Source organism: Variovorax sp. ZS18.2.2 (assembly GCF_024701975.1).
Lineage (GTDB): Bacteria > Pseudomonadota > Gammaproteobacteria > Burkholderiales > Burkholderiaceae_C > Variovorax.
Window position 1 is genome coordinate 23748 of the sequence record NZ_JANLNM010000011.1, and the last position, 24590, is coordinate 48337.

Annotated in this window: 19 protein-coding genes and 1 riboswitch; of the genes, 10 read left to right on the forward strand and 9 right to left on the reverse strand. The window is 67.0% G+C overall.

The genetic code is table 11. The features are described 5' to 3' along the window. Window positions 1–6 precede the first annotated feature (6 nt). Window positions 7–286: riboswitch (cobalamin riboswitch) on the forward strand. Between the two features lie 127 nt (window positions 287–413). The 9 genes from NU688_RS30155 to NU688_RS30195 all read left to right on the forward strand — a co-directional run bounded on the left by NU688_RS30155 (window position 414) and on the right by NU688_RS30195 (window position 12544). After that, on the forward strand, window positions 414–2597 hold the full coding sequence (locus NU688_RS30155) for a TonB-dependent siderophore receptor (protein ID WP_257864521.1): 2184 nt from the start codon (window positions 414–416) through the stop codon (window positions 2595–2597). A gap of 14 nt (window positions 2598–2611) precedes the next feature. Next, entirely contained in the window at window positions 2612–4174 is a 1563-nt protein-coding gene (locus NU688_RS30160) for a PepSY domain-containing protein (RefSeq protein WP_257864522.1), read from the forward strand. 72 nt (window positions 4175–4246) lie between these two features. Next, window positions 4247–4924 carry an energy-coupling factor ABC transporter permease gene (locus NU688_RS30165; RefSeq protein WP_257864523.1) on the forward strand — a complete coding sequence of 226 codons (678 nt, stop codon included), beginning with the start codon at window positions 4247–4249 and terminating at the stop codon, window positions 4922–4924. Between the two features lie 103 nt (window positions 4925–5027). Continuing rightward, the gene (gene cobW / locus NU688_RS30170) at window positions 5028–6092 is read left to right on the forward strand and encodes a cobalamin biosynthesis protein CobW (protein ID WP_257864524.1); all 1065 of its coding nucleotides are present in this window, start codon (window positions 5028–5030) and stop codon (window positions 6090–6092) included. Between the two features lie 4 nt (window positions 6093–6096). Continuing rightward, window positions 6097–9909, forward strand: coding sequence for a cobaltochelatase subunit CobN (cobN, locus tag NU688_RS30175; protein WP_257864525.1), 3813 nt, complete (start codon window positions 6097–6099; stop codon window positions 9907–9909). Continuing rightward, entirely contained in the window at window positions 9906–10982 is a 1077-nt protein-coding gene (locus tag NU688_RS30180; protein ID WP_257864527.1) for an ATP-binding protein, read from the forward strand. Before cobN ends, NU688_RS30180 begins: the two co-directional genes overlap by 4 nt. 170 nt (window positions 10983–11152) lie before the next feature. Beyond that, window positions 11153–11632 carry a VWA domain-containing protein gene (locus NU688_RS30185; protein WP_257864528.1) on the forward strand — a complete coding sequence of 160 codons (480 nt, stop codon included), beginning with the start codon at window positions 11153–11155 and terminating at the stop codon, window positions 11630–11632. 130 nt (window positions 11633–11762) lie between these two features. Then, window positions 11763–12161, forward strand: coding sequence for a RidA family protein (locus NU688_RS30190; protein ID WP_257864529.1), 399 nt, complete (start codon window positions 11763–11765; stop codon window positions 12159–12161). 44 nt (window positions 12162–12205) lie between these two features. Further along, window positions 12206–12544: a DUF1090 family protein gene (locus NU688_RS30195; protein WP_257864530.1), complete on the forward strand. Its 339-nt coding sequence runs from the start codon at window positions 12206–12208 to the stop codon at window positions 12542–12544. Window positions 12545–12556: 12 nt separating this feature from the next. On the opposite strand, the gene NU688_RS30200 is transcribed toward NU688_RS30195, so the two are convergent. The 6 genes from NU688_RS30200 to NU688_RS30225 are packed head-to-tail and all read right to left on the reverse strand — an operon-like array spanning window position 12557 to window position 18164. Next, a complete protein-coding gene (locus tag NU688_RS30200; protein WP_257864531.1) occupies window positions 12557–13099 on the reverse strand; it encodes an SET domain-containing protein in 543 nt (180 codons plus the stop codon). Further along, complete coding sequence (locus tag NU688_RS30205) at window positions 13096–13956, reverse strand: GNAT family N-acetyltransferase (RefSeq protein WP_257864532.1); 861 nt, start codon at window positions 13954–13956, stop codon at window positions 13096–13098. The genes NU688_RS30200 and NU688_RS30205 overlap by 4 nt, the downstream gene beginning before the upstream one ends. Before the next feature lie 27 nt (window positions 13957–13983). Further along, window positions 13984–15216, reverse strand: a complete 1233-nt coding sequence (locus tag NU688_RS30210) for a GAF domain-containing sensor histidine kinase (protein ID WP_257864533.1) — start codon at window positions 15214–15216, stop codon at window positions 13984–13986. A gap of 53 nt (window positions 15217–15269) precedes the next feature. Then, window positions 15270–16196: an ABC transporter substrate-binding protein gene (locus NU688_RS30215; RefSeq protein ID WP_257864534.1), complete on the reverse strand. Its 927-nt coding sequence runs from the start codon at window positions 16194–16196 to the stop codon at window positions 15270–15272. A gap of 22 nt (window positions 16197–16218) precedes the next feature. After that, window positions 16219–17070 carry a PA4780 family RIO1-like protein kinase gene (locus NU688_RS30220; protein WP_257864535.1) on the reverse strand — a complete coding sequence of 284 codons (852 nt, stop codon included), beginning with the start codon at window positions 17068–17070 and terminating at the stop codon, window positions 16219–16221. Beyond that, window positions 17067–18164, reverse strand: a complete 1098-nt coding sequence (locus NU688_RS30225; protein ID WP_257864536.1) for a GNAT family N-acetyltransferase — start codon at window positions 18162–18164, stop codon at window positions 17067–17069. The genes NU688_RS30220 and NU688_RS30225 overlap by 4 nt, the downstream gene beginning before the upstream one ends. Before the next feature lie 354 nt (window positions 18165–18518). On the opposite strand from NU688_RS30225, the gene NU688_RS30230 reads away from it, so the two are divergent. Continuing rightward, a complete protein-coding gene (locus NU688_RS30230; RefSeq protein WP_257864537.1) occupies window positions 18519–20480 on the forward strand; it encodes an ankyrin repeat domain-containing protein in 1962 nt (653 codons plus the stop codon). A gap of 381 nt (window positions 20481–20861) precedes the next feature. On the opposite strand, the gene NU688_RS30235 is transcribed toward NU688_RS30230, so the two are convergent. The 3 genes from NU688_RS30235 to NU688_RS30245 all read right to left on the reverse strand — a co-directional run bounded on the left by NU688_RS30235 (window position 20862) and on the right by NU688_RS30245 (window position 24535). Beyond that, window positions 20862–21497, reverse strand: a complete 636-nt coding sequence (locus NU688_RS30235; RefSeq protein WP_257864538.1) for a hypothetical protein — start codon at window positions 21495–21497, stop codon at window positions 20862–20864. 751 nt (window positions 21498–22248) lie between these two features. Next, the gene (locus NU688_RS30240; protein ID WP_257864539.1) at window positions 22249–22869 is read right to left on the reverse strand and encodes a hypothetical protein; all 621 of its coding nucleotides are present in this window, start codon (window positions 22867–22869) and stop codon (window positions 22249–22251) included. Window positions 22870–23392: 523 nt separating this feature from the next. Next, window positions 23393–24535 (reverse strand): FAD-binding oxidoreductase, encoded by a 1143-nt coding sequence (locus NU688_RS30245; protein ID WP_257864540.1) that lies wholly within the window; start codon window positions 24533–24535, stop codon window positions 23393–23395. Between the last annotated feature and the right edge of the window lie 55 nt (window positions 24536–24590).

The window sequence follows — 24590 nt, forward strand, 5'->3', positions numbered from 1 at the left end:
GCAAAACCACCCACACGGTTCGAAGGTGCCCCGCATGCCATTCCATGGCCTGGGGGTTAAACGGGAAGCAGGTGCGCTGCGTCTTCACGGACGCATCCATTCCTGCGCTGCCCCCGCAACGGTCAGCGGATCTGGAAAACCTCGTGTCGATGTCTCTCTTCTTTTGAGCATCGGCAGCCACTGCGCTTCGGCGTGGGAAGGCGAGGGTTTCGGCTCCGATGCGCACTCACAGTGTCATCGGAGCGCTCCGCGAGCCCGGATACCGGCCTTCGCAACCGCCATCGGACGCTGCGGGAGTGCGGGTCCGGGCATGCCGTTTCGCCCTCGCGTGAACCGGCCCGCCCTCAGCCGCCTCCCTCGACGTCCTCATTCGGTCAGGAGCCTGCGGGGACGCAGGTCGGAGGAGAAGTCACATGGGTCAAGCATCGCCGGCGCGCGATCGCACGGGCGCGCCACTGCAATGGGTACGCCTTTCACGTCTTTCGTTGGGCTTGGGACTGGCTTTCGGCACAGGCAGCGCCATGGCGCAGTCGGGCGGAACGACGGGTAGCGGCAACAACAGCCTCGCACCCGTGCAGGTCGAAGCCAGCCGCCACACGCCGCTCGCAATGGACGAGCCGACCCAGACCGGCAGCCGCCTGGGCCTCACGCCGCTGGAAACGCCCGCCAGCATCGAGGTGCTGACCGGCGACACCATCCGCGCACGCGGCGATGCCTACGTGATCGACGCGGTCACCCGCACCACCGGCATCACGGCCGACTCCAGCCCCGGCAATGGCGGCACTTCGATGGTGGCGCGCGGCTTCGCGGGCCACGGCTCGGTGATGCAGCTGTTCGACGGCACGCGCCTCTACGTGGGCGCGGGCACCGTGACCTTTCCGTTCGACACCTGGTCGATCGACCGCATCGAGGTGCTGCGCGGCGCGGCCTCGGTGATGTACGGCGACGGCGCCATCGGTGGCGCGATCAACACCGTGCCCAAGAAGCCCACGCGCGGCCCGATCGAGAACGAGGCGCTGGTCTCCTTCGGATCGGATGCCACGCGCCAGATCGCCTTCGGCAGCGGCGGCGCCATCAACGACCGTCTCTCGTACCGGCTCGACGTGAGCCACCGGCATTCCAACGGCTTCATGGCGCGCGGCGAATCCGAGAGCCTCGCGATCGGCGCGGCGGTGCGGCTCGACGTTTCGCCCGAGCTGAACATCACCCTCTCGCACGACGAGGGCCGCCAGTCGCCCGAGCGCTACTTCGGCGTGCCGCTGATCAACGGCCGGCTCGACCGCCGCAGCCTGGGCCTGAACTACAACCTCGACGACGCCCAGTTGAAGTACCGCGACAGCTGGACCCGCCTCGATGCGGTCTGGACGCCCAGCAGCGCCGTTACCGTGCGCAACCAGCTCTACCGCCTCGAAACGAAGCGCCACTGGCGCGACAGCGAGACCTACGCCTACCAGCCCGACAGCGGCCTCGTCGGCCGCGACGACTACCTGGAGATCGGCCACCACCAGGAACAGGTCGGCAACCGCAGCGACATCGCGTGGCGCCACAACCTCTTCGGCATGGCCAACCAGGTGCTCGCGGGCTTCGACGTCAACCGTATCGATTTCCTCGGATCGAGCGACACGCCCTACGGCGGTTACTCGGAGGTGGACCCGTTCGTCTTCGCGCCGGGTCGGTACGAGTCGCCGCAGCCCTACCTGCCGCGCTACCGCGCGCAGGCCCGCACCTACGCCTTCTTCGCCGAAGACCGGCTCGCGATCAACGACCGGTGGTCGGTGGTCGCGGGCCTGCGCTGGGACCATGCCAGGGTCAGCCGCGTCGACCTGACCCGGCCGGTCAACAACTTCGAACGCACCTTCGTCTACGGCACCGGCCGCGTGGGCGTGGTGTACGCGCCTGACGCAGCACAGTCCTTCTACGGGCAGATCGCCCGCGCCGCCGATCCGCTGGGCTCGCTGCTCACCACCTCGACCTCGCAATCGCAGTTCGACCTCACCACCGGCCGCCAGGTCGAGGTGGGCTACAAGCGTCAGCTCGCCGACAACCGCGGCGCCTGGTCGATCGCGGCCTACAAGATCCAGAAGCGCAAGCTGCTCTCACGCGATGCGAGCGACCCGACGGTCTCGCAGCAGGTCGGCCAGCAGTCGTCGCAGGGCATCGAGGCCACGCTGGACCTCGCATTGACGTCCACGCTGCGCCTCGAAGCCAACGCGGCCAGACTGCGCGCGCGCTTTGACGATTTCAACGAGCGCGTCGGCAACAAGCTGATTTCGCGCGCGGGCAACACGCCCGAAGGCATCCCCGAGGCTTCGGCCAACGCCTGGCTCCACTGGCGCTTCCTGCCGCAGTGGGAGGCCGCGATGGGCCTGCGCTACGTGGGCTCGCGACAGGCCGATAACGCCAACACGCGCAAGATCGGCTCCTACACCGTGGCGGACGCTTCGGTCAGCTGGCAGGCCAACCCGTCGCTCAAGCTCGCGCTGCGCGCCTTCAACCTTGGCGACCGCAAGTACCCCGTGTCGTTCTCGAACGGCGGCGACCAGTGGTTGCTGGGCCGGCCGCGCTCGTTCGAAGTCTCAGCGCTCGTGAAGTTCTGAGCGCCACAACGCCCATGTCCCCCACGAAGCCGCACCACCAAGGCGTCTGGCGCCGCGCCTGGCCGCGGATTCGTCACTGGCTCTACTGGACGCACCGGTGGCTGGGCATCGGCGGCTGCCTGCTGTTCGTGATGTGGTTCGTTACCGGCGTGGTGATGATGTACGTGGGCTATCCCTCGCTCACCGAACAGGAACGGCTCGCGGGCCTGGCGCCGGTGAAATTCGAGCAGGCGGTCGTCGCGCCGTCGGCGGCGCTCGATGCCTTGCCGGCCACCGCGCGCGCACAGCCGCCGCGGCGTATCGCGCTGGAGATGCAGCAGGGCACGCCCGATGCCGGCCCGGTGTGGCGCATCGTCGATGCGCGCGGCGAGCGCTTTGCCGTGTCGGCCCGCAACGGCCAGTTGCTGGGCCCGGTCGATGCCGCGCGCGCCGAAGCCATCGCGCGCGCCTTCTCGGCGCAGCCCGGTGCGCATTGGGCCGAGACATTGGACCGTGATCAGTGGACCGTGCCGCAGGGCCTGAACCCGCTGCGCCCGCTGCACCGCATCGAACTCGGCGACGCCGCCGGCACCGAGCTTTACGTGTCCTCGCGCACGGGCGAGGTGGTGCGCGACACCATGCGCTCCGAGCGCTTCTGGAACTGGCTCGGCTCCGTGCCGCACTGGATCTACTTCACGCCGATTCGCGCCGATCCGCCGCTGTGGCATGACGTGGTGGTGTGGCTGTCGGCCGCCTGCATCGTCTCGGCCGTCACGGGCATCGTGATCGGCATCCTGCGCGTTCGCCTGCGCCGGCGGTTTCGCAACGGCGCCGTCACGCCTTACACGGGCTGGATGGCCTGGCACCACATCGCCGGGCTGATCGGCGGGTTCTTCGTGCTGACCTGGATCGTCAGCGGCTGGTTGTCGATGAACCCGAACGGCTGGTTCGAGCGCAGTCCGGTCGATGCCGCCGCGATGGCGCGCTACACCGGCGCGGGTTCCTCGCCGATTCCGTGGCCGCTGCCGATGCGGCCTGTGGAGGAGGGCGCTGACGCACCGCGCGAGGCGCTCCTGCTCTGGTTCGACGGCAAGCCGCTCTGGCAATTGCGCGATGCACAGGCGCGCACGCGCGTGGTCGATGCCGCCACCGGTGCGCCCGCCGCCATCGGACGCGACGACATCGTGCGCGCCGCCGCCCGCCTGCGCCCCGGCGCCGCCATCACCCAGGCGACCCTGCTGACGCGCGAGGATTTCCACTGGTACGGCCACCACCGCGACCGCATCGTGCCCGTGTGGCGCATCGCGTTCGGCGACGCCGCGCACAGCTGGGTCTACATCGATCCCGCGAGCGGCCAGGTCACGGGCAGCAGCAACCGCAACACCCGGCTGAACCGCTTGCTCTTCAACGCGGCGCACAGCCTCGACTTCCCGTGGCTGATCCAGTATCGGCCGGCGTGGGACATCGTCGTGTGGCTGCTGTCGATCATCGGCACGGTCGCTTCGGCCAGCGGCGTGGTGATCGGCTGGCGTCGGCTGCGGCCCAAGCCCAGGTCGTCGGCCGTGCCGGGAGCGCAGCGCACGCTCCAGCGTTCGTGACGGAGCTTGCGCGATCCACCCCATCCACCAACAATCAACTTTCGCACTGCGGTGCAATTCAGGAGGTGCTCGATGCACATCGAACCAGGTCTAGTCGACGGATCCAAGATATTCCTCAGCTACGCGACGGCAGCAGCCGCGCTGGCCTACACGGGCAAAGTCGCCTTCGATACCGCCGTGAAGGACGGCCTTGCCGCCCTGGCGCTGCGCTCGGCCATTGCCGTGGCGTTGGTGTTCTGCTTCTTCGAAGTGCTGCCGCACCATCCCGTGGGCGTTTCCGAGGTGCACCTGATCCTCGGCACGACGCTGCTGCTGGTGTTCGGGCTGGCACCCGCGGCTATCGGCCTGGCGGGCGGGCTGCTCATCCAGGGCCTGTTCTTCGAGCCGCAGGACATTCCGCAGTTCGGCATGAACGTCACCACCTTGCTGGTGCCCCTGTTCGCGACGGCTGCGCTGGCACGGCGGATCATTCCCGAGAACCTGGCCTACGTGGACATCAGCTACCAGCAGGCCTTCAAGCTGTCGGTGGCCTACCAGGGCGGCATCGTGGTCTGGGTCGGTTTCTGGGCGCTCTACGGGCGCGGCACGGGCCTTGAGAACCTGGGCCAGATCGCCAGCTTCGGCGCTGCCTACATGACGGTCGTGCTGGTCGAGCCGCTGGTCGACCTGGGCGTGCTGGCGGCCGCCAAGGGCTGGCGCCGTCTGCAAGGCACGGTCTTCGTCGAGCGCCGCCTGTACGGCGGCGTCTGATCCTCGCCTGTCGCGGCGTCCTCGAGCACGGCTCGGGGTAATGCCGCGTTTCCGCCTTTTCAGCATCCGTTCCTGCGCCACCGGCGCCTGAAAGAATTTCTCCATGACCCCCAGCAACGCCAAGATCCCCGTCACCATCGTCACGGGCTTCCTCGGCAGCGGCAAGACCACGCTGCTGCGCCACATCCTCGGCAATGCCGAAGGCCGCCGCATCGCGGTGATCGTCAACGAGTTCGGCGAGCTCGGCATCGACGGCGAAATCCTCCGCGGTTGCGGCATCGGCTGCGACGATGAAGGCAACGAGCGCGAAGGCGCGCTCTACGAGCTGGCCAACGGCTGCGTCTGCTGCACCGTGCAGGAAGAGTTTTTGCCCGTGATGCTGCAGCTGGCCGAGCGCCGCGGCGACATCGACGCGGTGATCATCGAGACCTCGGGCCTGGCGCTGCCCAAGCCGCTGGTGCAGGCCTTCCAGTGGCCGGACATCGCGAACATCTTCACCGTCGATTCGGTGGTCACCGTGGTCGACGGCCCGGCCGCCGCTTCGGGCCAGTTCGCCGAGAACCCCGAAGCCGTCGACGAAGCCCGCCGCGCCGACCCCAACCTCGATCACGAATCGCCGCTGCACGAACTGTTCGAAGACCAGCTCTCGGCCGCCGACCTCGTGGTGCTCAACAAGACCGACCTGATGGACGACGCCACGCGCGCGCAGGTCGAGGCGCTGGTGCGCGAAGAGCTGCCGCCCGAAGTGAAGATCGTCGCCGCCACCGAAGGCAAGCTGCCGCTCGCGCTGCTGCTGGGCCAGGGCCGCGCGGCCGAAACCACGATCCACCTGCGCGAGAGCCACCACGACCACGAGGAAGACCACGACCACGACGAGTTCGACTCGCTCGTGATCGAGCTGCCGCCGGTGGACCGCGACGGCCTGCTGGCCGCGCTCGCCGCGCTGGTCGAGCAGCACACCATCTACCGCGTGAAGGGCTTCGTCGCGATTCCGGGCAAGCCGATGCGCCTGTTGGTGCAAGGCGTGGGCCGCCGCTTCGACCACCACTTCGACCGCCGCTGGCGCGACGACGAGGCGCAGCGCACGCGCCTCGTGTTCATCGGCGAAGACCTCGACGAAGGCGCGCTGCGCAAGGCGCTGGAAGGCGTGACCGCCGTTCCGGCCTGACCGCATGCATCTGCTGAGCACCCAGCCCGGGCGCTTCGTCGAAGACGACAGCGTCGTCACCCGGCTCGACCAGACGCCGGGCGACATCGTGGTGCTCAGTTCGGCCGACACCACGCTCGCGCTGCTCGCCGCCGCACGCACCGCGCTGGTGGCCACCGATCCCGGCTACCCGTCGCTGCGGCTGGCCAACCTCATGCACCTGCGCCAGCCCGCTTCGCTCGACCTGTATGTCGACGAGGTGCTGCAGCATGCGCGCGTGGTGGTGGTCGATCACCTGGGTGCCGAATCGGCGTGGGCCTACGGATTGCAGCAGCTCGAAAAACTGGCGAAGCGCAAGGGCCAGCAGCTCGCGATGTTCTCGGGCGACCTGCAGGAAGACGAAGACCTGCTCGCGCGCAGCACCGCGCCGCGCGCCGTGAGCCGCCAGCTCTGGCAATACATGCGCGCGGGCGGCGCGGGCAATGCGATGCAGTTCCTGCGTGCGGTAGCCTTTCATGGCCTCGGGCACGGCGAGGCGCCGCTGCCGCCGCGCAGCCTGCCGCAGGTCGCGCTGCATGTGCCGCGCGGCATCGATGCGGCGCACACGGTCGCCGGCATCGATGACCTGCGTGCCGGCTGGCATGCGGATGCGCCGGTGGTGGCGCTGGTGTTCTATCGCTCGCATCTGCTGTCGGGCAACACGGCCGCCTTCGATGCGCTCGCGGCCGCGCTGCATGCCGAAGGACTGAACCCGCTGCCGGTCGCGCTCGATTCGCTCAAAGACCCGCTGTGCCTCTCCGCATTCCGCGGCCTGTGCAGCGAACACGACGTGCAGCTCGTGCTCAACACCACCGCCTTCGCAGCACTGGGGCAGGGCGCACAGAACGACACAGGCGAGGCCATCGCGCTGGCCGGCGATGCGCCGGTGCTGCAGGTGATCGTCAGCGGCGGCAATCGCGAAGACTGGCTGGCCGACAGCCAGGGCCTGCGCCCGCGCGATATCGCGATGCAGATCGCCTTGCCCGAAATGGATGGCCGCATCATCACGCGCGCCGTGAGCTTCAAGGGGCTCTCGCACCGCTGCGAACTCACGCAGACCGAGGTGGTGAGCTACCAGCCCGAGCCGGATCGCATCGCCTTCGTGGCCGAGCTGGCGCGGCGCTGGTGTCGCCTCCGCAGCCTGTCGGCGGCGGACAAGCGTGTTGCCCTGATCCTCGCGAACTACCCGGGCAGCGAAGGCCGCATCGGCAGTGGCGTGGGGCTCGATACGCCGGCTTCGGTGATCGCGATCCTGCGCGCGATGCAGGCCGAGGGCTATGTGCTCGGCGATGCCATCCCCACCGATGGCGATGCGCTGATGCAGACGCTGCAGGAAGGCATTGCGAACGATCCTGCCCAATGGCCTGCACGCCCCGCCTGGCAGAGCTACGCGCTGGCCGACTACCGCGCGCGGCTCGCGGCCTTGCCCGAAGGCATGGCCGCCGCCATCGATGCGCGCTGGGGCACGCCCGAGCAGGACCCGATGCTGCGGCAAGACCGCTTCATGATCGCCGGGCTTCGTCTGGGCCGCGTGTTCGTCGGCATCCAGCCCGCGCGCGCACTCGGCACGCTGGGCGCCGCCGACTACGCGAGCTACCACGACGCCGAACTGGTGCCGCCGCACAGCTACCTCGCTTTCTATTTCTGGCTGCGCGATGCGTTCGCCATCGACGCGGTCGTGCATGTCGGCAAGCACGGCAACCTCGAATGGCTGCCGGGCAAGAGCATCGCGCTTTCGCAGACATGCTGGCCCGATGCGATCCTCGGGCCGCTGCCGAATGTCTATCCGTTCATCGTCAACGACCCGGGCGAGGGCGCGCAGGCCAAGCGGCGCACGCAGGCGGTGATCGTCGATCACCTGATGCCGCCGCTCACGCGCGCCGAGAACCACGGCCCGCTGCAGGACCTGGAGCGCCAGGTCGACGAGTACTACGACGCGCTGCTGGTCGATGCGCGACGCGCGAAGGTGCTGCGCGCGCAGATCCTCGCGGCGGTGCGGGCGCAGCATCTGGTCGAGGAACTGGGCATGCCGGGCGCGGAAGACGATGCGGTGCTGGCGCGCGTCGATGCGTACCTGTGCGAGCTCAAGGAAACACAGATCCGTGATGGGCTGCATGTGTTCGGCGCCTCGCCTGAGGCGCGACTGCGGCGCGACACGCTGCTCGCGCTCGCGCGCTATCCGTCCGCGGACGGCGTGGGGGCGAATGCCGGGCTGCTGGGTGCGCTGGCGCAAGACCTGCTGCCGGGCGAAGCCTTCGACCCGCTCGACATCGATGCGGCCAAGCCGTGGCAGGGCGCACGGCCGGCACTGCTGCAATCGGTGAGTGCCGATGCATGGCGGCATCACGGCGACACGCGAGAGCGGCTGGAGTTGTTGGCGCAGCGCCTGCTCGAAGAGAACGCCTGCTCGCCCGACATGCCGCACACGGCAGCGGTGATGGGCCGCATCGAGCGAAGCCTCGCTCCCGCGCTCGACGCCTGCGGTCCGCACGAGCTGCATCAGCTTTCTCGCGCACTGCAAGGCCGCTTCGTGCCCCCCGGCCCGAGCGGTTCGCCCTCGCGCGGCCGGCCCGATGTGCTGCCGACCGGCCGCAACTTCTACGCGGTCGATACGCGCGCCATCCCCACGCCCACCGCCTGGATGCTCGGCCTCAAGTCCGCCGCGCAACTGGTCGAGCGCCATCTGCAGGAGCACGGCGACTACCCCGTGGCGCTGGGCCTGTCGGTCTGGGGCACGGCCACGATGCGCACCGGCGGCGACGACCTCGCGCAGGCCTTCGCGCTGATCGGCGTGCGGCCCAAGTGGGCGCCGGGCAGCCAGCGCGTGGTCGATTTCGAGGTGCTGCCCACGGTCGGGCTCGGTCGTCCGCGCATCGATGTGACGCTGCGCATCTCGGGGTTCTTTCGCGATGCCTTTCCCAATGCCGTGCAGATGTTCGATGCCGCGGTGCAGGCCGTCGCATCGCAGGAAGACGAGGACGCCGAGCGCAATCCGATCCGGGCCCGAATCCTTCGTGAGACGGCTGCGCTTGAAGGCGAAGGCCTGAGCCCCGAAGCCGCGCGCACCCAGGCCGGCTGGCGCGTGTTCGGCTCGGCACCCGGCAGCTACGGCTCCGGCCTGCAACCGCTGTTCGACCACGGCGACTGGCAGACCGACAACGACCTCTCCAACGCCTACGTCGGCGGCAGCGCACACGCGTACGGGCAGGGCAGCGACGGTGTGCCCGCAACCGATGCGCTGGTGCGGCGCCTGCGCGCCATGAACGTCGTCATGCAGAACCAGGACAGCCGCGAGCACGACCTGCTCGACTCCAACGACTACTACCAGTTTCAGGGTGGCATGGCTGCTGCCGTGCGCCACCTGAGCGGCCAGCAGCCGGCGATGTACCACGGCGACCACGGCAACCCGCAGGCGCCGCGCGTGCGCACACTGAAGGAAGAAATCAGCCGCGTGATCCGCGCGCGCGTGGTCAACCCTAAGTGGATCGCTGGCGTCAAGCGCCACGGCTACAAGGGCGCATTCGAGATGGCCGCGACGGTGGACTACCTCTTCGGCTTCGACGCCACCGCGCGCGTGGTCGGCGACCACCAGTACGCGATGGTGGCCGACGCCTATGTGCTCGACGCCGACACCCGCGATTTCGTCAACGCGCACAATCCGCGCGCACTGCACGACATGCTCAGCCGCCTGCTCGAAGCCATGCAGCGCGGCCTGTGGGAGTCGCCCGGCGACTACCAGGCCCAGCTCGAAAACCTGCTGCTCGACCACGAGCAGCAGATGGAAGGATCCCTCCGATGACCACTGCCGCCCCGATGCCGGTGCCTTTTCCTTTTTCCGCGATTGCGGGCCAGCCGCACCTGCGGCAGGCGCTGTTGCTGGCCGCGGTCGACCCGGGCCTCGGCGGCGTGCTGATCGAAGGCCCGCGCGGCACGGCCAAGACCACGGCGGCGCGTGCGCTGGCCGAGCTGCTGCCGGGTGCGCCCTTCGTCACGCTGCCGCTGGGCGCGAGCCTCGAAAGCCTCGTGGGCACGCTCGATCTCGGCCAGGCGCTCGCAGGCCATGAACTGAAGTTCGCGCCCGGCCTGCTGGCGCGCGCGAATGGCGGCGTGCTGTATGTGGACGAAATCAACCTGCTGCCCGACGCGCTGATCGACTCGCTGCTCGATGCGGCGGCGAGCGGCGTCAACGTGGTCGAGCGCGACGGCATCTCGCACCGGCACGCGGCGCGCTTCGTGCTGGTCGGCACGATGAACCCGGAGGAGGGCACGCTGCGCCCGCAGCTGCTCGACCGCTTCGGCCTCTGCGTGCAGCTGCGCAACATCGAGGATGCGGCCGAGCGGCAGGCCATCGTGCGTGCGCGGCTGGCGTTCGACGCCGATCCGCAGGGTTTTCGTGCGACGCACGCGCAGACCGAAGCTGTACTCGCGTCTGCGCTCGTCGCAGCCCGCACGCTCGTGGCGGATGCATCGGTGTTGCCGTACGGCGATGATGTGCACGAAGCCGTCAGCGCGCTGTGCATCGCATCGCAGGTCGATGGCTTGCGCGCCGATCTCGTGATGCTGCGCTCGGCGCGTGCGCTCGCGGCCTGGGATGGCGCGGCGGCGATCACCGCCGACCATGTGCAGCGCGTGGCCGAAGCCGTGCTGCTGCATCGGCGCAAGCCGGAGGCCGAAGGCGCAGCCGCCGCATCGGCACCTGCGACTCAGAACACCCAACGCGCGCCGAACGCAAGCGGCACGGGCCAGAACAACGCAGGCGACCAGGACTGGGGCGCCATGCCCCCCGAGCCCGTCGGCATCGAACGCATCAAGCCGCTGCGCCCGCTGATCCCTTCGCAAACCGCACAGCAGGCCACCCCAAAAAAAGCCTGAGCCTCCGGGACGCCGCACCCGCTGGCGCACGCCAGGGCGACTGGAGGCAGGGCCGACAAAGGGACGCGTGGCACGGCGCCGCATCGCCGGGCGCCGCACTCGACTGGCCGCGCACGCTGACGAATCGAGGCGCAGACACGCTGCGCGCGGGGCACCTGCGCCGCCGCCCGTTGCAGGCCCGCAGCGGCGCGCTGCACTGCTTTCTGCTCGACTGCTCCGCCTCGATGCGCAACGACGGCAACCTCGCGCGCGCCAAGGGCCTGCTGCTGTCGTTGATGGAAGAGGCCTACCAGCGGCGCGACCACGTGGCGCTGCTGTGCTTTGCCGGCGAGGTGGTCGAGCTGCGCCTGCCGCCGCGCCGCGCCAGCGCCTGGAACGACGACTGGATCGCGCCCATCGCCGCCGGCGGTGGCACGCCGCTCGCGCTCGGCGTGCAGCGCGCCGACCAGTTGCTCGCACACAGTGCGGCACGCCAGCGCTGGCTGTGGCTGCTCACCGATGGCCGCAGCAGCGAGAGCCCGATGCGGCCCGAAGCGGCCGACTTTGCCTGTGTGGTCGATTTCGAAGCGGCGCGCGTGCCGCTGCACCGCGCGCAGCAGCTCGCGGCGCGTTGGCAGGCGCGCTACCTGGTTGCAGACCGGCCTGCCTGAACCACAGGAATCGCCGGTGCACATCACGCCGCGGCGATTGGCTTCGATCGCCAAAGGCCATCCTTTGCGGGTGCCGGCTGCCGGCGAAATCCCTTCGATACTGCCGCCCCATTCAGCGAAAGGAAGCGGCATGTCTGCAACGAGGCACGTGGTCCGGGAAGGACCCTTCAGGAAAATCATTGCCGACGGCGTGAAGGTCGGCGACACCATCTATCTCTCGGGCCAGGTGAGTGTGACGAACGACGGCCAGACCGTCGGCGCCGGCGACATCGCGGCGCAGGTCCGGCAGGCCTACAGGAACGTCGCCACGGTGCTCGCGTCCTTCGGCGCCACCATGGCCGACATCGTGGACGAGACCCTCTTCGTGACCGACATCGCCGGCTTCCTCGACAACGCCGATGCGCTCTTCGGCATCCGCACCGAGATGTTCGGCGGCGAGCCGCAGGTCTCGCAGACACTGGTGGAGGTCTCGCGCCTGGGGAGCGCGGACTGGTTGATCGAGATCAAGTGCATGGCCCGCACGGCATAGGGCAGAGAACCCCCAACACGAGGTGTTTCGGGTACCTTCGCGGCATGCGCATCAAACCCTGCTTCCTCGCCCTTGCATGGGCCCTGGCCATGCCCGCCTTCGCACAGACGGTGCCGCCCGAGCCGGTGGACGCGGCCGATTGCAAGGCGCAGGAAGCGGTGCTCGAGCGCGACATGGCGCTCGCACGCTCCCGCGGCCAGATGCTGCGCCGGCGCGACCTCGGCGAGGAACTGGCCGCACTCCAGATGCGCTGCGTGGCGCTGCCGCCCGCGCAGGGCCGCGCGGCGCGCATCGAGAAAGTGGAGCAGGAAATCCGCACGCTTCGCGCGGAACTCGAACGGGCCGAGGAGCACCTGCGCAGCCTGAAAGCCGAGTCGCCCTGAGGCTGGTTCAGCTCACCACGGCAGGTCGCTGAACGGTGACGGCTTGGCGGGCGCGGCCTCCGTCGCGACGTCTTTTTCCCCTGCGTCGTCTACCGGCGCCAGCATCGTGCCGCGGCAGTTCGGCGAGCCGCAATGGCAGGGGTACTTCGATGGCGGCGAGCCGTCATCTGCCGTCAGCGAATAGTCGATAAACAGCTCGTCGCCCGCATCCACGGCCACGAGCGTCTGGAACTTCAGCACCATCTCGCCGGCCTCGTCGTATTCCTCGACGGCTTCGCAGTTCGGCTCGCAAGCGTGGTTCAGGTGCCGGGTGCCGTTGCCGCCCTTGGCGCCGTCGATGGTCTCGTGGTTCGACAGCGTGAACAGGTAGGTGAGCTGGTCGTCCCAAGCCTTGGCGGCGATCTCCTCCTTTGTGTAGCGGCGGCCTTCGTAGAGGCCTAGAAACGCCTCCGCAGGCAGGTCGCGGGTCGCAAAGGCGCCCAGGCCATGGATGCCGCTCGGGCCGACGCGGATGAACGGGGTGGAAGAGGTGGGCTGCTTTTGACGGGATTTCATGGGGAGGGCCGGACGTTGGCAAACGGATGCAAGGGCAATGCCATGTCGATCTGTCGGATGACAGCCGTCGCGTCGCGCGCGGTGGCTGCGTGGAAAAGCGGGCTGCCGGTGGGCTCGTCGACCAGCCGCCAGCGGGTGCCGGGGCGGGCGGCCGCGAGGGCGTCGAGCAGGTCGTGGGCTGCGGCGTCGTCGATGGCCGCAGCGTCGAGCAGCGCGGTGCCCGTGGGCGGAATGACTGCATAAGCGACGAGCGCAGTGCCGCGCGTCACACCGAGTGCGATAGCGTTCTCGTTGTCGATGGCGTCCCGCACGGTCGGCAATTCGCGGCGCCATGTGGGGCAGGAGACAGCGGCGCAAGCCGTGTGCACGGCCGCGAGCTCGGTGGGGTCGAGCTGCCTTGAAGCGACGGCGCTGCGCACCTCGAAGCTTCCTTCCAGCACGTCGAGCGTGCGCAGTTCCTCGAAGCCCGCCTGGCCATAGAGCGCGCGGGCCGTGTTTTGTGCGATGACTTCGAGCGAGATGTGATGCAGCCCCGCCTTCGACCAAGCCTCGGCCTGTGCCTCGATGAGCTGCCGTGCCAGCCCTTGGCGACGGTGCGCGCCCGCGATGCCGAAGCCGGCAAGGTAGCCGCGCAGCCCGCGCCGGCCGGTGAGCGAGATGCCGCAGGGCACGCCATCGACCGTGATCACCCGGGACAGCGCCAGGTCCACTGCCGCACGCCGCAGGTGCCGCGCGAAGATCTGTTCGTCAGACCGGATCGGCACGAAATAGCCCTCATAGGCCCGGTTCCAGAGCGCCGTGAGTTCGCCGCGCGTGAAGTCCGTGGCGGGGACGACCGCTGTACCGATCCTGTGCATTGCCGCTGTGTTTCGAGAAAGATGAAGTCAGCCGATGGGGAGGGTCGCCACGAAGCGCGTGCCCTCCGCCACGGACGAGGTGACTTCCAGCGTGCCGCCATGGGCACCGACGATTTCCGAGCAGATGTAAAGGCCCAGCCCCAGCCCGCCGCCGGGCTTGCTGTTCGCGGGGCGCCAGTAGGGTTGGAAGATTTTCGGAAGGTCGTCCGGGGGAATGGGCTCGCCGCCGTTGCTCACCGACAGCACCAGCCGGTCGTCTTCGAGCGCGGCGCGAACGACGATGGGGTCGTCCGGTCCGCCGTGCGTCGCCGCGTTGCCGATCAGGTTCGACAGCACCTGCTGGATGCGCGGCGGGTCGCAGCGCACCACGCGGTTGATCGACAGTTCGTCGCGGATGTCCAAGTGCGGGTTGGAGGCGCGCGCTTCGTCGATCACCTCCTTCAACCCCGAGGCGAGGAAATCGGTCTCGCGGATCGTGAGGCCCATGCCCGAGCCGAGCCGCACGCGTGCGAAGTCGAGCACGTCGTCGATCAGGCCGGACATGCGGCGCGTGCTCGACTTGAGCCGCGCGCCGAGCCTCACGAGGTCCGGCTCGGCCTGGCGCCGGATCAGCAGCTCGGCCGCGGCACCGACCGCGGACAAGGGGTTGCGCAGGTCGTGGCCCAGCACGGCGATGAACTGCTCGCGCAGCTCGGCCGTGGCGCGCTCTGACTGCAGCGCGACTTCCGCGCGCTCCTGGCGGGCTTCGTTTTCCAGCTGGCGCGCGATCAGGTCGGCGAAGGCGGTGAACATCGCCACGGTGCGCGGGTCGGACACGTTCGCCGGCCGGGGGTCGATGGCGCACAGGTTGCCGAAGTAGTCGCCGTTGGTGTAGATGATCGGCACCGAGATGTAGCTCTCGATGTTGTAGAGCCGGGGCGTGTGGTGGTCGCGGTAGGTGGGGTCGGTGCTGGCGTGGTCGATGACCACCGGCAGCCGCGCGGCGCGCGATTCCTTGCAGAGCGTGGATTCCACCTGGAGCTGGCCTCCCGGCAGCAGGCCGAACTGGATGGTGTCCTCGACCGCGCAGGCGGTCCAGGTGCCATCGGTCACGCGGGCCACGGCGGCGAAGCCCATGCCGGTGTTCTGGCAGATGATCTTGAGCAGCGATGGCACCGCGCTGATGCGGCCGACGGCCGTCACGTCCCGCGCAATGGCTTCTTCGCTGTCGACAAGGGCAGCGGAGGTGGCGGGGGTGAGGGGGCTCAGGGCGGGCGGCAAGGTGTCCGGATGGTACGTCAGCGCACACCCGGTGCCCAGTGGCTCCCCCGGGCTCAGGGCCTCGGGTTGCCCAGCGAGACCAGGCAGCCCACGATGGCATCGGCCGCTTCGTCCAGCCGCGGACCGGGCCGCATCATCAGGTCGAAGCGCGCCGAGGCGAAGCTGCAGACGCGCCCGCGCTGGATGGCGGCCATGGCCGACCAGCCGGGCCGCGAAGCCATCGAGGAGATTTCGCCGAGCGCCGAGACCATCAGCACGTCCGGATCGGCGCGCACCACGAATTCGGGGCTCATCTTGGGGAAGGGGCCGAGCGTGCCCGGCACCGCGTTGGTCAGGCCCAGCCGTGCCAGCGTCTCGCCGATGAAAGAGCTTTCGCTCGCTGCGGCCACGCCGCCATGCACCTCGAAGTAAACCCGGCGCCCCTGCCAGCCCAGCGGCACGCGGGCCCGGGCTGCATTGAGCCGGGCATCGAGCCCGCGCCAGAAGGCCTCGCCCGCGCCGGGCTTGCCGGTGGCGCGTGCCACGGTCTCCATCACCCGTCGCATGTCGGCATGGGTCTTGGCGTCGAGTGCCAGCACCTTGATGCCCAGCCGCTCCAGCGGTTCGGCGGCGCGGCTGCGCGGGCGCAGGAGCACGAGGTCGGGCCTGAGCGCGACGATGCGCTCGATGTTCGCGTCGTCGATGCCGCCCACCTGCGGGAGGCCCTTCACCTGCACAGGCCAGTTGGCGTGGCGGTCGATGCCCACCAGCCGGTCGCAGGCGCCGAGTGCACAGACCGTCTCGGTGAGCGAGGGCATCAGCGAGACGATGCGTTTGGCCGGCGCCTGCAGTTCGAGCGTGGTGCCACGGTCATCTTCCAGGCGAATGCCGGCGGCATGCGCCGCCGAGCCGACGCCCAGCGCGACGAAGGCCGCGGCCCTGGCGATGTGGCGGAGGGTGGAGAAAACAGGCGGGCGCTGGGGCAGGGCGTTGGAAGTCATCGAGGCGGGCGAGAGCAGCCCGCTATTGTCGCGGCGTCTGCATGCGCAGCAGCCGCGCCGCTTCTTCCGCGCGCGCATCGTCCACCTCGCGCAGCACATTGCTCAGATCCACCGGGCCGGTCTCGCGCACGAAGGTGCCTGAAAGCTCCGTCTCGGGCCGCAGCAGGCCGCGTTCGTAGAGCTGCCAGATCTCGTCGCCGTAGTGCGTCTTCAGCAGCGCAGGTTCGAACTGGCCGAAGAAGTTGCGCAGGTTCTCCACGTCGCGCAGCAGCATGCGCTTGGCGTGGTTGTTGCCCGCCGCGTCCACGGCCTGGGGCAGGTCGATGATCACCGGGCCGTCTTCGGCCAGCAGCACGTTGAACTCCGAGAGGTCGCCGTGGACCACGCCCGCGCACAGCATGCGCATCACCTCGCGCAGCAGGCTCGCGTGGTGGCGCTGCGCATCTTCGGGCGAGAAGGCCACGTCGTTCAGGCGCGGGGCGGCGTCGCCGTTGGCGTCGGTCACCAGGTCCATCAGCAGCACGCCTTCGAGGAAGTTGTGCGGCGTCGGCACCCGCACGCCGGCCGCGGCCAGGCGGTAGAGCGCATCGACCTCGGCGCTCTGCCAGATGGCCTCGGTCACCTTGCGGCCGAAGCGCGTGCCCTTGGCCATGGCGCGGGCCTCGCGCGTGTTCTTGACGCGGCGGTTCTCGGTGTAGTCGACGGCCTGGCGGAAGCTGCGCTTGTCGGCCTCCTTGTAGACCTTGGCGCAGCGCGTTTCTTCGCCGCAGCGCACGACATACACCATGGCTTCCTTGCCGCTCATGAGCTGGCGCACGACGGTGTCGATCAGGCCCTCGTCCACGAGGGTCTGCAGTCTTTGTGGTGTCTTCAAGCGCGTGCCTCCCGCGAAGCCGGCGAACGGGTCGAGAGGAAGGCTCTCAGACTCTCCGTGCCGATCTGGTAGGCCGCATCATGCCTGTGCGGGGCAAAGCCGAGTCGCCGGTTGATGGCGAGCATGGGCGCGTTGACCTCCGCGTTCTGCGTGACGGCCATCACCACCTCCGGATGGCGCTCGCGTACGAGCTGCAGCATCACCGCCTTTACCCCCTTGGCCAGGCCCTTGCCGCGCCAGCGCCGGGCCACGGCGGTGAGCCGCTGGAACATGCGGTCGGGGTAGAGCCGGTTCCAGCTCGCATCGCACACCGCGGCCACCTCGTCACCGTCGAGCAGCAGCACCAGGAAGTGCTCGCCGCCGCGGCGGTCTATCTCGGCGTACCAGGCGCGGAAGTCCTCCAGCTCGTAACGCATGGGCGGGCGGGAGAGACCGGTGGTGGGTGCGTCTTCGAGCAATGCCGAGAGCGGCGCCATCAGCGTGGCGAGCCGCTCGAAGGGCACGCGACCTGCGTGGATCTCCAGGCGCAGACCGTGCGCCGGCGCGAGCGCGTCGGCGCGCCAGCGGGCGAGTGCTTCTTCGTCGAGGCCGGCGAAGGCCATGCGGTTTTCCATGCTGCGGTGCTTTTCGGTCGCACCAATGGTGGCAAGGAATGCGTGGCTCTCGGGGAGGTGAACGTTGAAGGTGGCGGTGGTCTTTCCCTGCGCGTCCATCAGCGCAAGCAGTTCGCGCAACAGAAGGCTGCCAACGCCTTGCCGCCTGTGAGATTGAGGCACCCCGCCCCAGACATTGATGAATGGCTCGAAGGCCTCGTAGTCGGGCGTTCCTTCACGGCGAACGCCCATGCTGATGCTGCCGACGACAAGGCCCTGCGCGTCCCGCACAAAGACGCGATGCACGACGTGCAGCGGCGTGTGCTGGCGCACGTTCTGCGCGGTGTGGGCGTCGTCGGGCTGCGGTTCGCCCGGGTGGTCTTCCTCGGAGCGAAGACGCCAGAAGGCGAGGGCCTGCGCCCATTCTTCGGCGGACGCCTGCTGGGGATCAAAATGGAAAATCGAAAACGGCCGCGCATCGGCGGCACGGGATTCAAGCATGGTGGGCCTTGATTCGAAAAAATGAACGGATCGCGCGCGGCACGCACATGCATACCGTGGCGGCGTTTGAATCGGGCGGTTTGTCGCGGCAGAACGCCGCGAGGATCGAACCGGCTGCTATGCCTTCAGGGGCACAGGCTGCGCAAGAGGCGCGTCAGCAGCAGTTCTTGATGATCGACCCGACAACAAACCGTAGAGGAGTGGGGGAATGAATAGCAGTGTCTTCCATCGCGCACCTCCGGTCTGTGTTGTGAATCGAGGGGTCGAATGTAGCGAGGTTCGCGCGGCCTGTGAAGTGCCATGTGGCGCAATGTGCCTGCGGCAGAATCCAAAAACCAACACACAGGGAGTGCCATGAATCCGAAGAAGATTTTCGAAGCGGCGCGCGAGGCCGATGTGAAAACCGTGAGTGCATGCATCGCGGCCGGGGCTGACATGGCCGCGGTGAACAAGCAGGGCTTCACCGCGCTGCAGTGCGCCGCGATGGGATCGAACGAGACCGAGATCGAGCCGAATCTCGCCGTGTTGCGGTTGCTGCTCGAAGCCGGAAGCCCGCTGGAATACACCGGCACCGATGGCCGCACCGCGCTCTACCTGGCCGCCGAATTCGCACCGACGACCGATGCGGTGCAACTGCTGCTGGATGCGGGTGCCAACGCCGACGTGAGCGACAGCCACGGCAACCACGTCACGGTGAACGCGATGATGGAAGAGGTGATCGAGCTCCTCGCGCGCGTCACGGGCAAGCCGATTCCCGAGCCACCGCCGCCCGAACCCGATCCCGTGAAGATGACGACGGCGCAATGGCGCGCCGCCAAGGCAAGGATCGACGAGGTCTTCGATGCGCTGACGAAGGCCGGGCTTGTCACGCTGCAGGATGCGGGGCAAACGCAGTCCGATGGTTTCTCCGATTGCTCCGAGGCATTTCGCGAGCGCGGCGGCAAGGCGGCCGGCGTGCATGGCTTCTGCTTCTACACACGGCAGGATTTGAATCGCGCGAAGAGCACCAGCCAGCTGTCGCTTGCGTTCTGGGGCGCGCCGAAGGGCGCTGATGCGGACATGCAGCGCGTCGGCGAACTCATCGTTGAGCACTTTCGCAAGGCGGGGTTCGAGGTGCGGTGGAATGGGGCGGCTTCGATGCGGCCGGAGGTTGATCTGCGGGAGTTGAGCTCGCAGCCAGCGGAGCCCCCGACCAAGGTGAAGCCTTCAGCTGCGCCCGCCGAAAAATCGTCCGGCGAGCCAGGCGCCCAATCGAGCTTTCTCTATTTCACAGGCCAGGGCTCCGACAAGGTCTACCAGGTCCACCTGCGCCCGAAGGACGACGGCTGGGTGGTCGACTACGGCAACGGCCGCCGCGGCGGCACGCTCGCCACCGGCACCAAAACCAGCAGCCCGGTCGCCTTCGAGGCCGCGCTGAAGATCTACGACAAGGTCGTGAAGGAAAAAACTTCCAAGGGCTATACGCCCGACCAGTCCGGCGCGCTCTACACCTCGACCGACCTCGCCGGCCGCATCAGCGGCGAGCTGCCGCAACTGCCCACGCTGATCCTCGAAGAGCAGGTGGCGCGCTACTTCGACGACGCGGGCTGGGGCCTGCAGGAAAAGGCCGATGGCGAGAACCGCATCCTGCTGATCGAGGGCGAGGCGGTGCGCGGCACCAACCGCCGCGGGCTCTTCGTTGATATTCCTCAGGCCTGGGTCGGCGGGGCTGGCGTTCCTGCGGGCCGCACCGTCATCGCGGGTGAGCATGTGGGCGATGCCTTCAAGGCTTTCGATCTGCTGGAGCTCGATGGCCAGGACCTGCGCGGCGCACCTTTCATCGAACGCTTCGGCCATCTGCAGAAAGCAGCCGGCCGCCTGCCTTGGATGGTGGTGCTCGACCTCGAAACCACCGCCGAAGGCAAGCGCCGCCGCGCTGCGCAATTGCTGGCGGCGCATGGCGAAGGTTATGTGCTCAAGGCGCTCGCCGCACCGTTCGCGGCAGGGCGCAGCACCACGAGCTTGAAGTTCAAGTTCAACCAGAGCGCAACCTGCGAGGTGATCCGCGTCAACGCGCAGCGCTCGGTGGCCGTGGGGCTGCGCGACGAGACGGGCGCGATGGTCGACATGGGCAATGTGACCGTGCCGCCCAACGAAGCGCTGCCGGCCGCGGGCACGCTGGTCGAGGTGCGCTATCTCTACCGCTATGCGGGCGGCAAGTTCGAGCAGCCGGTCTACAAGGGGCAGCGGGCGGACATGACGGCCGACGATGCGGTGCTGTCGCAGGTCACGCGCATCAAGGATCGCGGTGCGGCGATGGATGACGAAGCGGGCTGAACTGTTGGCCGTGCGGCGTTGGTCCCATCGCGCGGTCGCTGGTTTGTCGGCGGTGTAGGCGGTCGGCGTAGTTCTTTTTTTGGCGCATGCAGTCGGTTAGGTCTCCGAGTCAAGACCGGAGCGGTTCGCTAGAGAGGGGCAACTGCGCAGCGAATGCAGGCATTCAAAGGGATCGTGCGAATGGGGACCGTCGGCCAGAAGCAGCCCTTCGCCACAATGGCTTAAATCAGGCCTGCGACCTGCATTCCATACCAACCACTCGCCACCGAAAGCCTTAGGCGTTGATGACGTCGGCGCCGCAGCGCCACGCACTGGCAAATAGCACCCTGGTCATGTCTGCCTCGCGCTCTATCGCCGACCCGGCAGGGGCTGCAATCACGACTACCGCGGAGGTTGGAGCACCGACCACTTGCCTTCTTTGAAAAGGTAGAGCGCGGAAGAAACACGAGCCTTTTCGCTGCTGCTGTGCAGGTAGCCGATGCCTCGACGGAGACCCGCAACGGCCTTCGCGTCAGATAGAGGCGTGTACAGCAGACCGCCGCGCTTCGGAACAGCGACAACGACGCCGTCTGGGTGGTTTTTGCCAATGGCCATCCAGAACTCACGATCCACAAAGTAACTGCTGTCATAGTCGGACTCTTTGCTCTTGACCAACTGCAGATCGTTCCACGGAACCGAGATCGGATTGCCGTACACCCTCTTGAGGTTTGCCATCGCGACGGCCAACGCTTTTTCGGGGGAGAGGCCGAGCCGTTCCAAGTCCTTCATCTTCGCGCCGCGGACCATATTGGGAGCGTCGAAGACAAATCGGATGTGCATGTCTCCGATGTAGCGAAAATAGGCGGGCAAGTCCATGACTTTGGTCCCGTCCGGCAACGTCAATTCGATCTCGCCGATAGGAACCAGTGCATCGGTCTGCCGGTTTTGTTTCGGCAACTCGCGTAGCACGAACATCAAGTTCTCGACGGATTCGCTCAGGGCCGCTTGACCATGTGCATGGCCTGCGATGGAGGTCACAAGCAAGAATCCGGTTAGCGCCTGCCGTCGTTGCATCATTAGTGGCTAGAGGTTTTCAGAAAAAATTCAATTGCCTGTTTAGCGGCGGTGTTTGTCGTCGAGTGAGGCACAAAATTATGTCCGGCGTGGAACGCCTACCGCCTCGCATCACCAACCGCCAAGAATTGGTCGGGAAAGACACGGTAAGCAAGCCAGCAGGCGGCTAGCAAGCCGGTGCCCATACATAAAAATCGTATTCCGACAGACGGACTTGACAGGCCATAGGCCCACGAAAGGAGCGCTCTCCAGAATCCTACAAATGCGAACGACAGTCCGATAAATATTGCCATCCCAGTCGGTCTGTTCCAAGGCTTCAGTTGGAACGAGGGAGCAGAAGCCAGTTTGTGCGCTGGAAGTGTCCTGAGCTCGATCCAGATCGCGAAAAGCGAGCTAAAAAATACCGTTGGAAACCAGAGTGCGTCCTTTAGCAAAGACTGCGTCTGCTCCAAAGGAAAGGTTGCAGAGAGGTAACCCCAACCCGCGCAAAAGAGGAACCAGAGAAAGTAGAAAATTCGCATGATTTTCCCCGGCAATCTTTTAATTACCGCAGCGGGGTTAGGGCGTACGCACCAACGACGGATTCTTTGTGGGCCCGGACAAGGGCCCCCTAATGATGACAGCAGTGCAACCAACCTTATTGAAATTTCCTCTCGCTCCGGCGCTCGGGGATCACCTGTAGATGCGATGAAGCCGACCCACAATGATCGTCACGCTACCGCACCAGCGTGATCGCAAGTTCTCCGATTGGGGCACGCTCCAACTCGATTCTCTTGCCGCTCGAAGAAGACATGTAGATCGGGGTCGTGCCGGCCATCACGATGCTGCCCTCGGGTCGCAGTTGGGCAACGGCTGCAGGAAGGGCATATGACTGCTTGTAGAAGACAACGTAGCGCGTGGCTGAAGGGATGCGGACCCCTCCGAACATGTGCGCGTTGCTGTCACCACCGAACATCCGGCCTTGGACGAACTGCATGTTCAGAGGACTTCCCGGGAGAGGCTTGAACTGCCGATCGAGAAAAAGCACCGCCGGATGGAGGTACTGTCCGATCAGCGGGCCATTGAAGTAACTCTTCACCGTGAGGCCGCGATTTGCGGCTTCGTCGATCTCGAAGGCCTTCAGATAGCTCTTGTTGCCGTCGAAGCGATAGACGGGTGCGTTTTCGTCGAGAGGGAATTGGGTGGACGCCCCCGTGGCGAGTTTCTCGTACCGAAACTGGGACACTTCAGTGCAGCACACCTTCTTTGTCTCCAAGGTGGCCTCGCGCTCTGCCGCTGGTATCGCATGGCAACCTGCGAGCGCTGTCGCAAGGACTGCAGTTGCAAGGCTTCGCATGAACTCCTCCTGTCGTTATTGCAGGGGAGCCTAACCCGGGAGGGCGGTCGATTCAATCCTACGGAAATCAGTAGCGCTCTCGATTACCGGGCCAGGGAGCTCTCACTTGGCCTGATGCCCGAGCCCGGCCACGATCTCACCATGGCAACCCTCTTTGATGACCGAAGCCGTCATCAGCCACTGGAAGATGAACAACAGTGCCTACCCACGCACATTTGTGCTCACGCCCGCTCGGCACAGGGGCTATGTGGCGGTGCGCCGCGCGGATATCCGTCGGGAACTGTACTGACTAGCGTTGGGCGAGAGTGCCAACCGATGACCTTGAACGCCCGCTTCGGAGAAATCTGTAGAGTCGCTATGAGTCCACTGCCGCCCTTCAAACTGTCGTCTCGACGGTCAGCTTCGCGCTGCTAGCGGTCGCTCCGCGCGCTCCGAAGCGGACCCCCGATCCATACAGAACAGAAACCCCAATTCAGGCTTGCTACGCCTGCCATCAGCGGTTCTCATCACGCTCGAACAGAATTCAGGGAGCGAGTTCCGCTCTCGTCTCGCCGAGCACCGCCATACCTCCCAGGCGACCCATCTCATCCGAGCATTTGGCGCTCTTGCCATAGCAGCCGAAAGCGACCGCGACTCGGTCCGAAAGCGGTCCGATCTGCGGCAGGCCCGAATCGCCAAAGGTGGTCATACAAGGTACGACGCGGCGTTCCTCGAACTGCAACTCGTGAATGCGATCGAGGATTTGAGCTTGCAAGCCATCGGCCACGCGAGTCGAGCCGCCAGAGCGAAACCAGTCTTTGATGTCGACCTCGCTATCGAGTTCGACGTCGACCGGATCGCCTCCGAGCTTGAGCCACGTGTGGCCATCGGGATAGGCAATCGGCGGCAGAATGTATGGGTCCATCCCTTTGGGACCGAAACAACGCATCGACGGCATGCCGGACAAGCGTCGAACCTCCGCCTCGCCGAGACGGAACATCGCCACTGTGCGTCCAAGAACCTTGAATCCGAACGACCGGCCAAGCAGCGACGCGGTATGACCGCCTGCCGCAACGAGAACGCGCTCGGCCTCGATACTTCCCGACCTTGTCTTGATCGTCACACCAGAGCCGCATTCCGAAATTCCCAGGGCGGGCTCGTCGATGATGCGAGCGCCGGCTCGCTGCGCTGCGACTGTCTGCGCCTGGACGAGGCGGCGCGGACTGATGTAGCCGGCATCGACTGACTCGAAGAAGCCACGCATGCCCTTTGTCGATCGCAAGAACGGAAATCGCTTCGCCAGGCTCGCATCCTCAAATGCTTCGCATGGGATGCCGGCTGCTTCAGCGATCTCGCCGATCAGGGCGACCTCGGGGCTATCGCTGGCTCCGATGTGCAGCACGCCAACTGCACGGTAAAAGTCGATGCCACTTTCTGCGGCAATTTCGCCGTAGCGCGAGATCGATGCCCGATTCATTTGCATCCAGAACGGATGCGGTTCCAGCCTTCGGGTGATGCGCCCCTCGTCATAGTGACTGCCGAAGACACCATCGTGATGCGCATAGTCGCTCGGCTCGGAGGGGCCGATCAGCGTGACCTCGCAGCCCATCTTGCTCAGATGCCGGGCGGCTGCCGATCCGATCAGGCCGCGTCCCACGACTGCAAGTTTGATCGCTTTGTTCTTCACTGTTGCTACCTCGTAACCCTTTCTATACCCGTCCTGGGTCTCAGCGACTGCTTCT

Excerpts from the sequence above, each read along its gene's own strand:
- NU688_RS30225 (WP_257864536.1), bottom strand. The coding sequence starts at position 18,164 with ATGCTTGAATCCCGTGCCGCCGATGCGCGGCCGTTTTCGATTTTCCAT.
- NU688_RS30215 (WP_257864534.1), bottom strand. The coding sequence starts at position 16,196 with ATGACTTCCAACGCCCTGCCCCAGCGCCCGCCTGTTTTCTCCACCCTC.
- NU688_RS30205 (WP_257864532.1), bottom strand. The coding sequence starts at position 13,956 with ATGCACAGGATCGGTACAGCGGTCGTCCCCGCCACGGACTTCACGCGC.
- NU688_RS30160 (WP_257864522.1), top strand. The coding sequence starts at position 2,612 with ATGTCCCCCACGAAGCCGCACCACCAAGGCGTCTGGCGCCGCGCCTGG.
- NU688_RS30155 (WP_257864521.1), top strand. The coding sequence starts at position 414 with ATGGGTCAAGCATCGCCGGCGCGCGATCGCACGGGCGCGCCACTGCAA.
- NU688_RS30190 (WP_257864529.1), top strand. The coding sequence starts at position 11,763 with ATGTCTGCAACGAGGCACGTGGTCCGGGAAGGACCCTTCAGGAAAATC.
- NU688_RS30180 (WP_257864527.1), top strand. The coding sequence starts at position 9,906 with ATGACCACTGCCGCCCCGATGCCGGTGCCTTTTCCTTTTTCCGCGATT.
- NU688_RS30230 (WP_257864537.1), top strand. The coding sequence starts at position 18,519 with ATGAATCCGAAGAAGATTTTCGAAGCGGCGCGCGAGGCCGATGTGAAA.
- NU688_RS30195 (WP_257864530.1), top strand. The coding sequence starts at position 12,206 with ATGCGCATCAAACCCTGCTTCCTCGCCCTTGCATGGGCCCTGGCCATG.
- NU688_RS30200 (WP_257864531.1), bottom strand. The coding sequence starts at position 13,099 with ATGAAATCCCGTCAAAAGCAGCCCACCTCTTCCACCCCGTTCATCCGC.
- cobW (WP_257864524.1), top strand. The coding sequence starts at position 5,028 with ATGACCCCCAGCAACGCCAAGATCCCCGTCACCATCGTCACGGGCTTC.
- NU688_RS30165 (WP_257864523.1), top strand. The coding sequence starts at position 4,247 with ATGCACATCGAACCAGGTCTAGTCGACGGATCCAAGATATTCCTCAGC.
- cobN (WP_257864525.1), top strand. The coding sequence starts at position 6,097 with ATGCATCTGCTGAGCACCCAGCCCGGGCGCTTCGTCGAAGACGACAGC.
- NU688_RS30240 (WP_257864539.1), bottom strand. The coding sequence starts at position 22,869 with ATGCGAAGCCTTGCAACTGCAGTCCTTGCGACAGCGCTCGCAGGTTGC.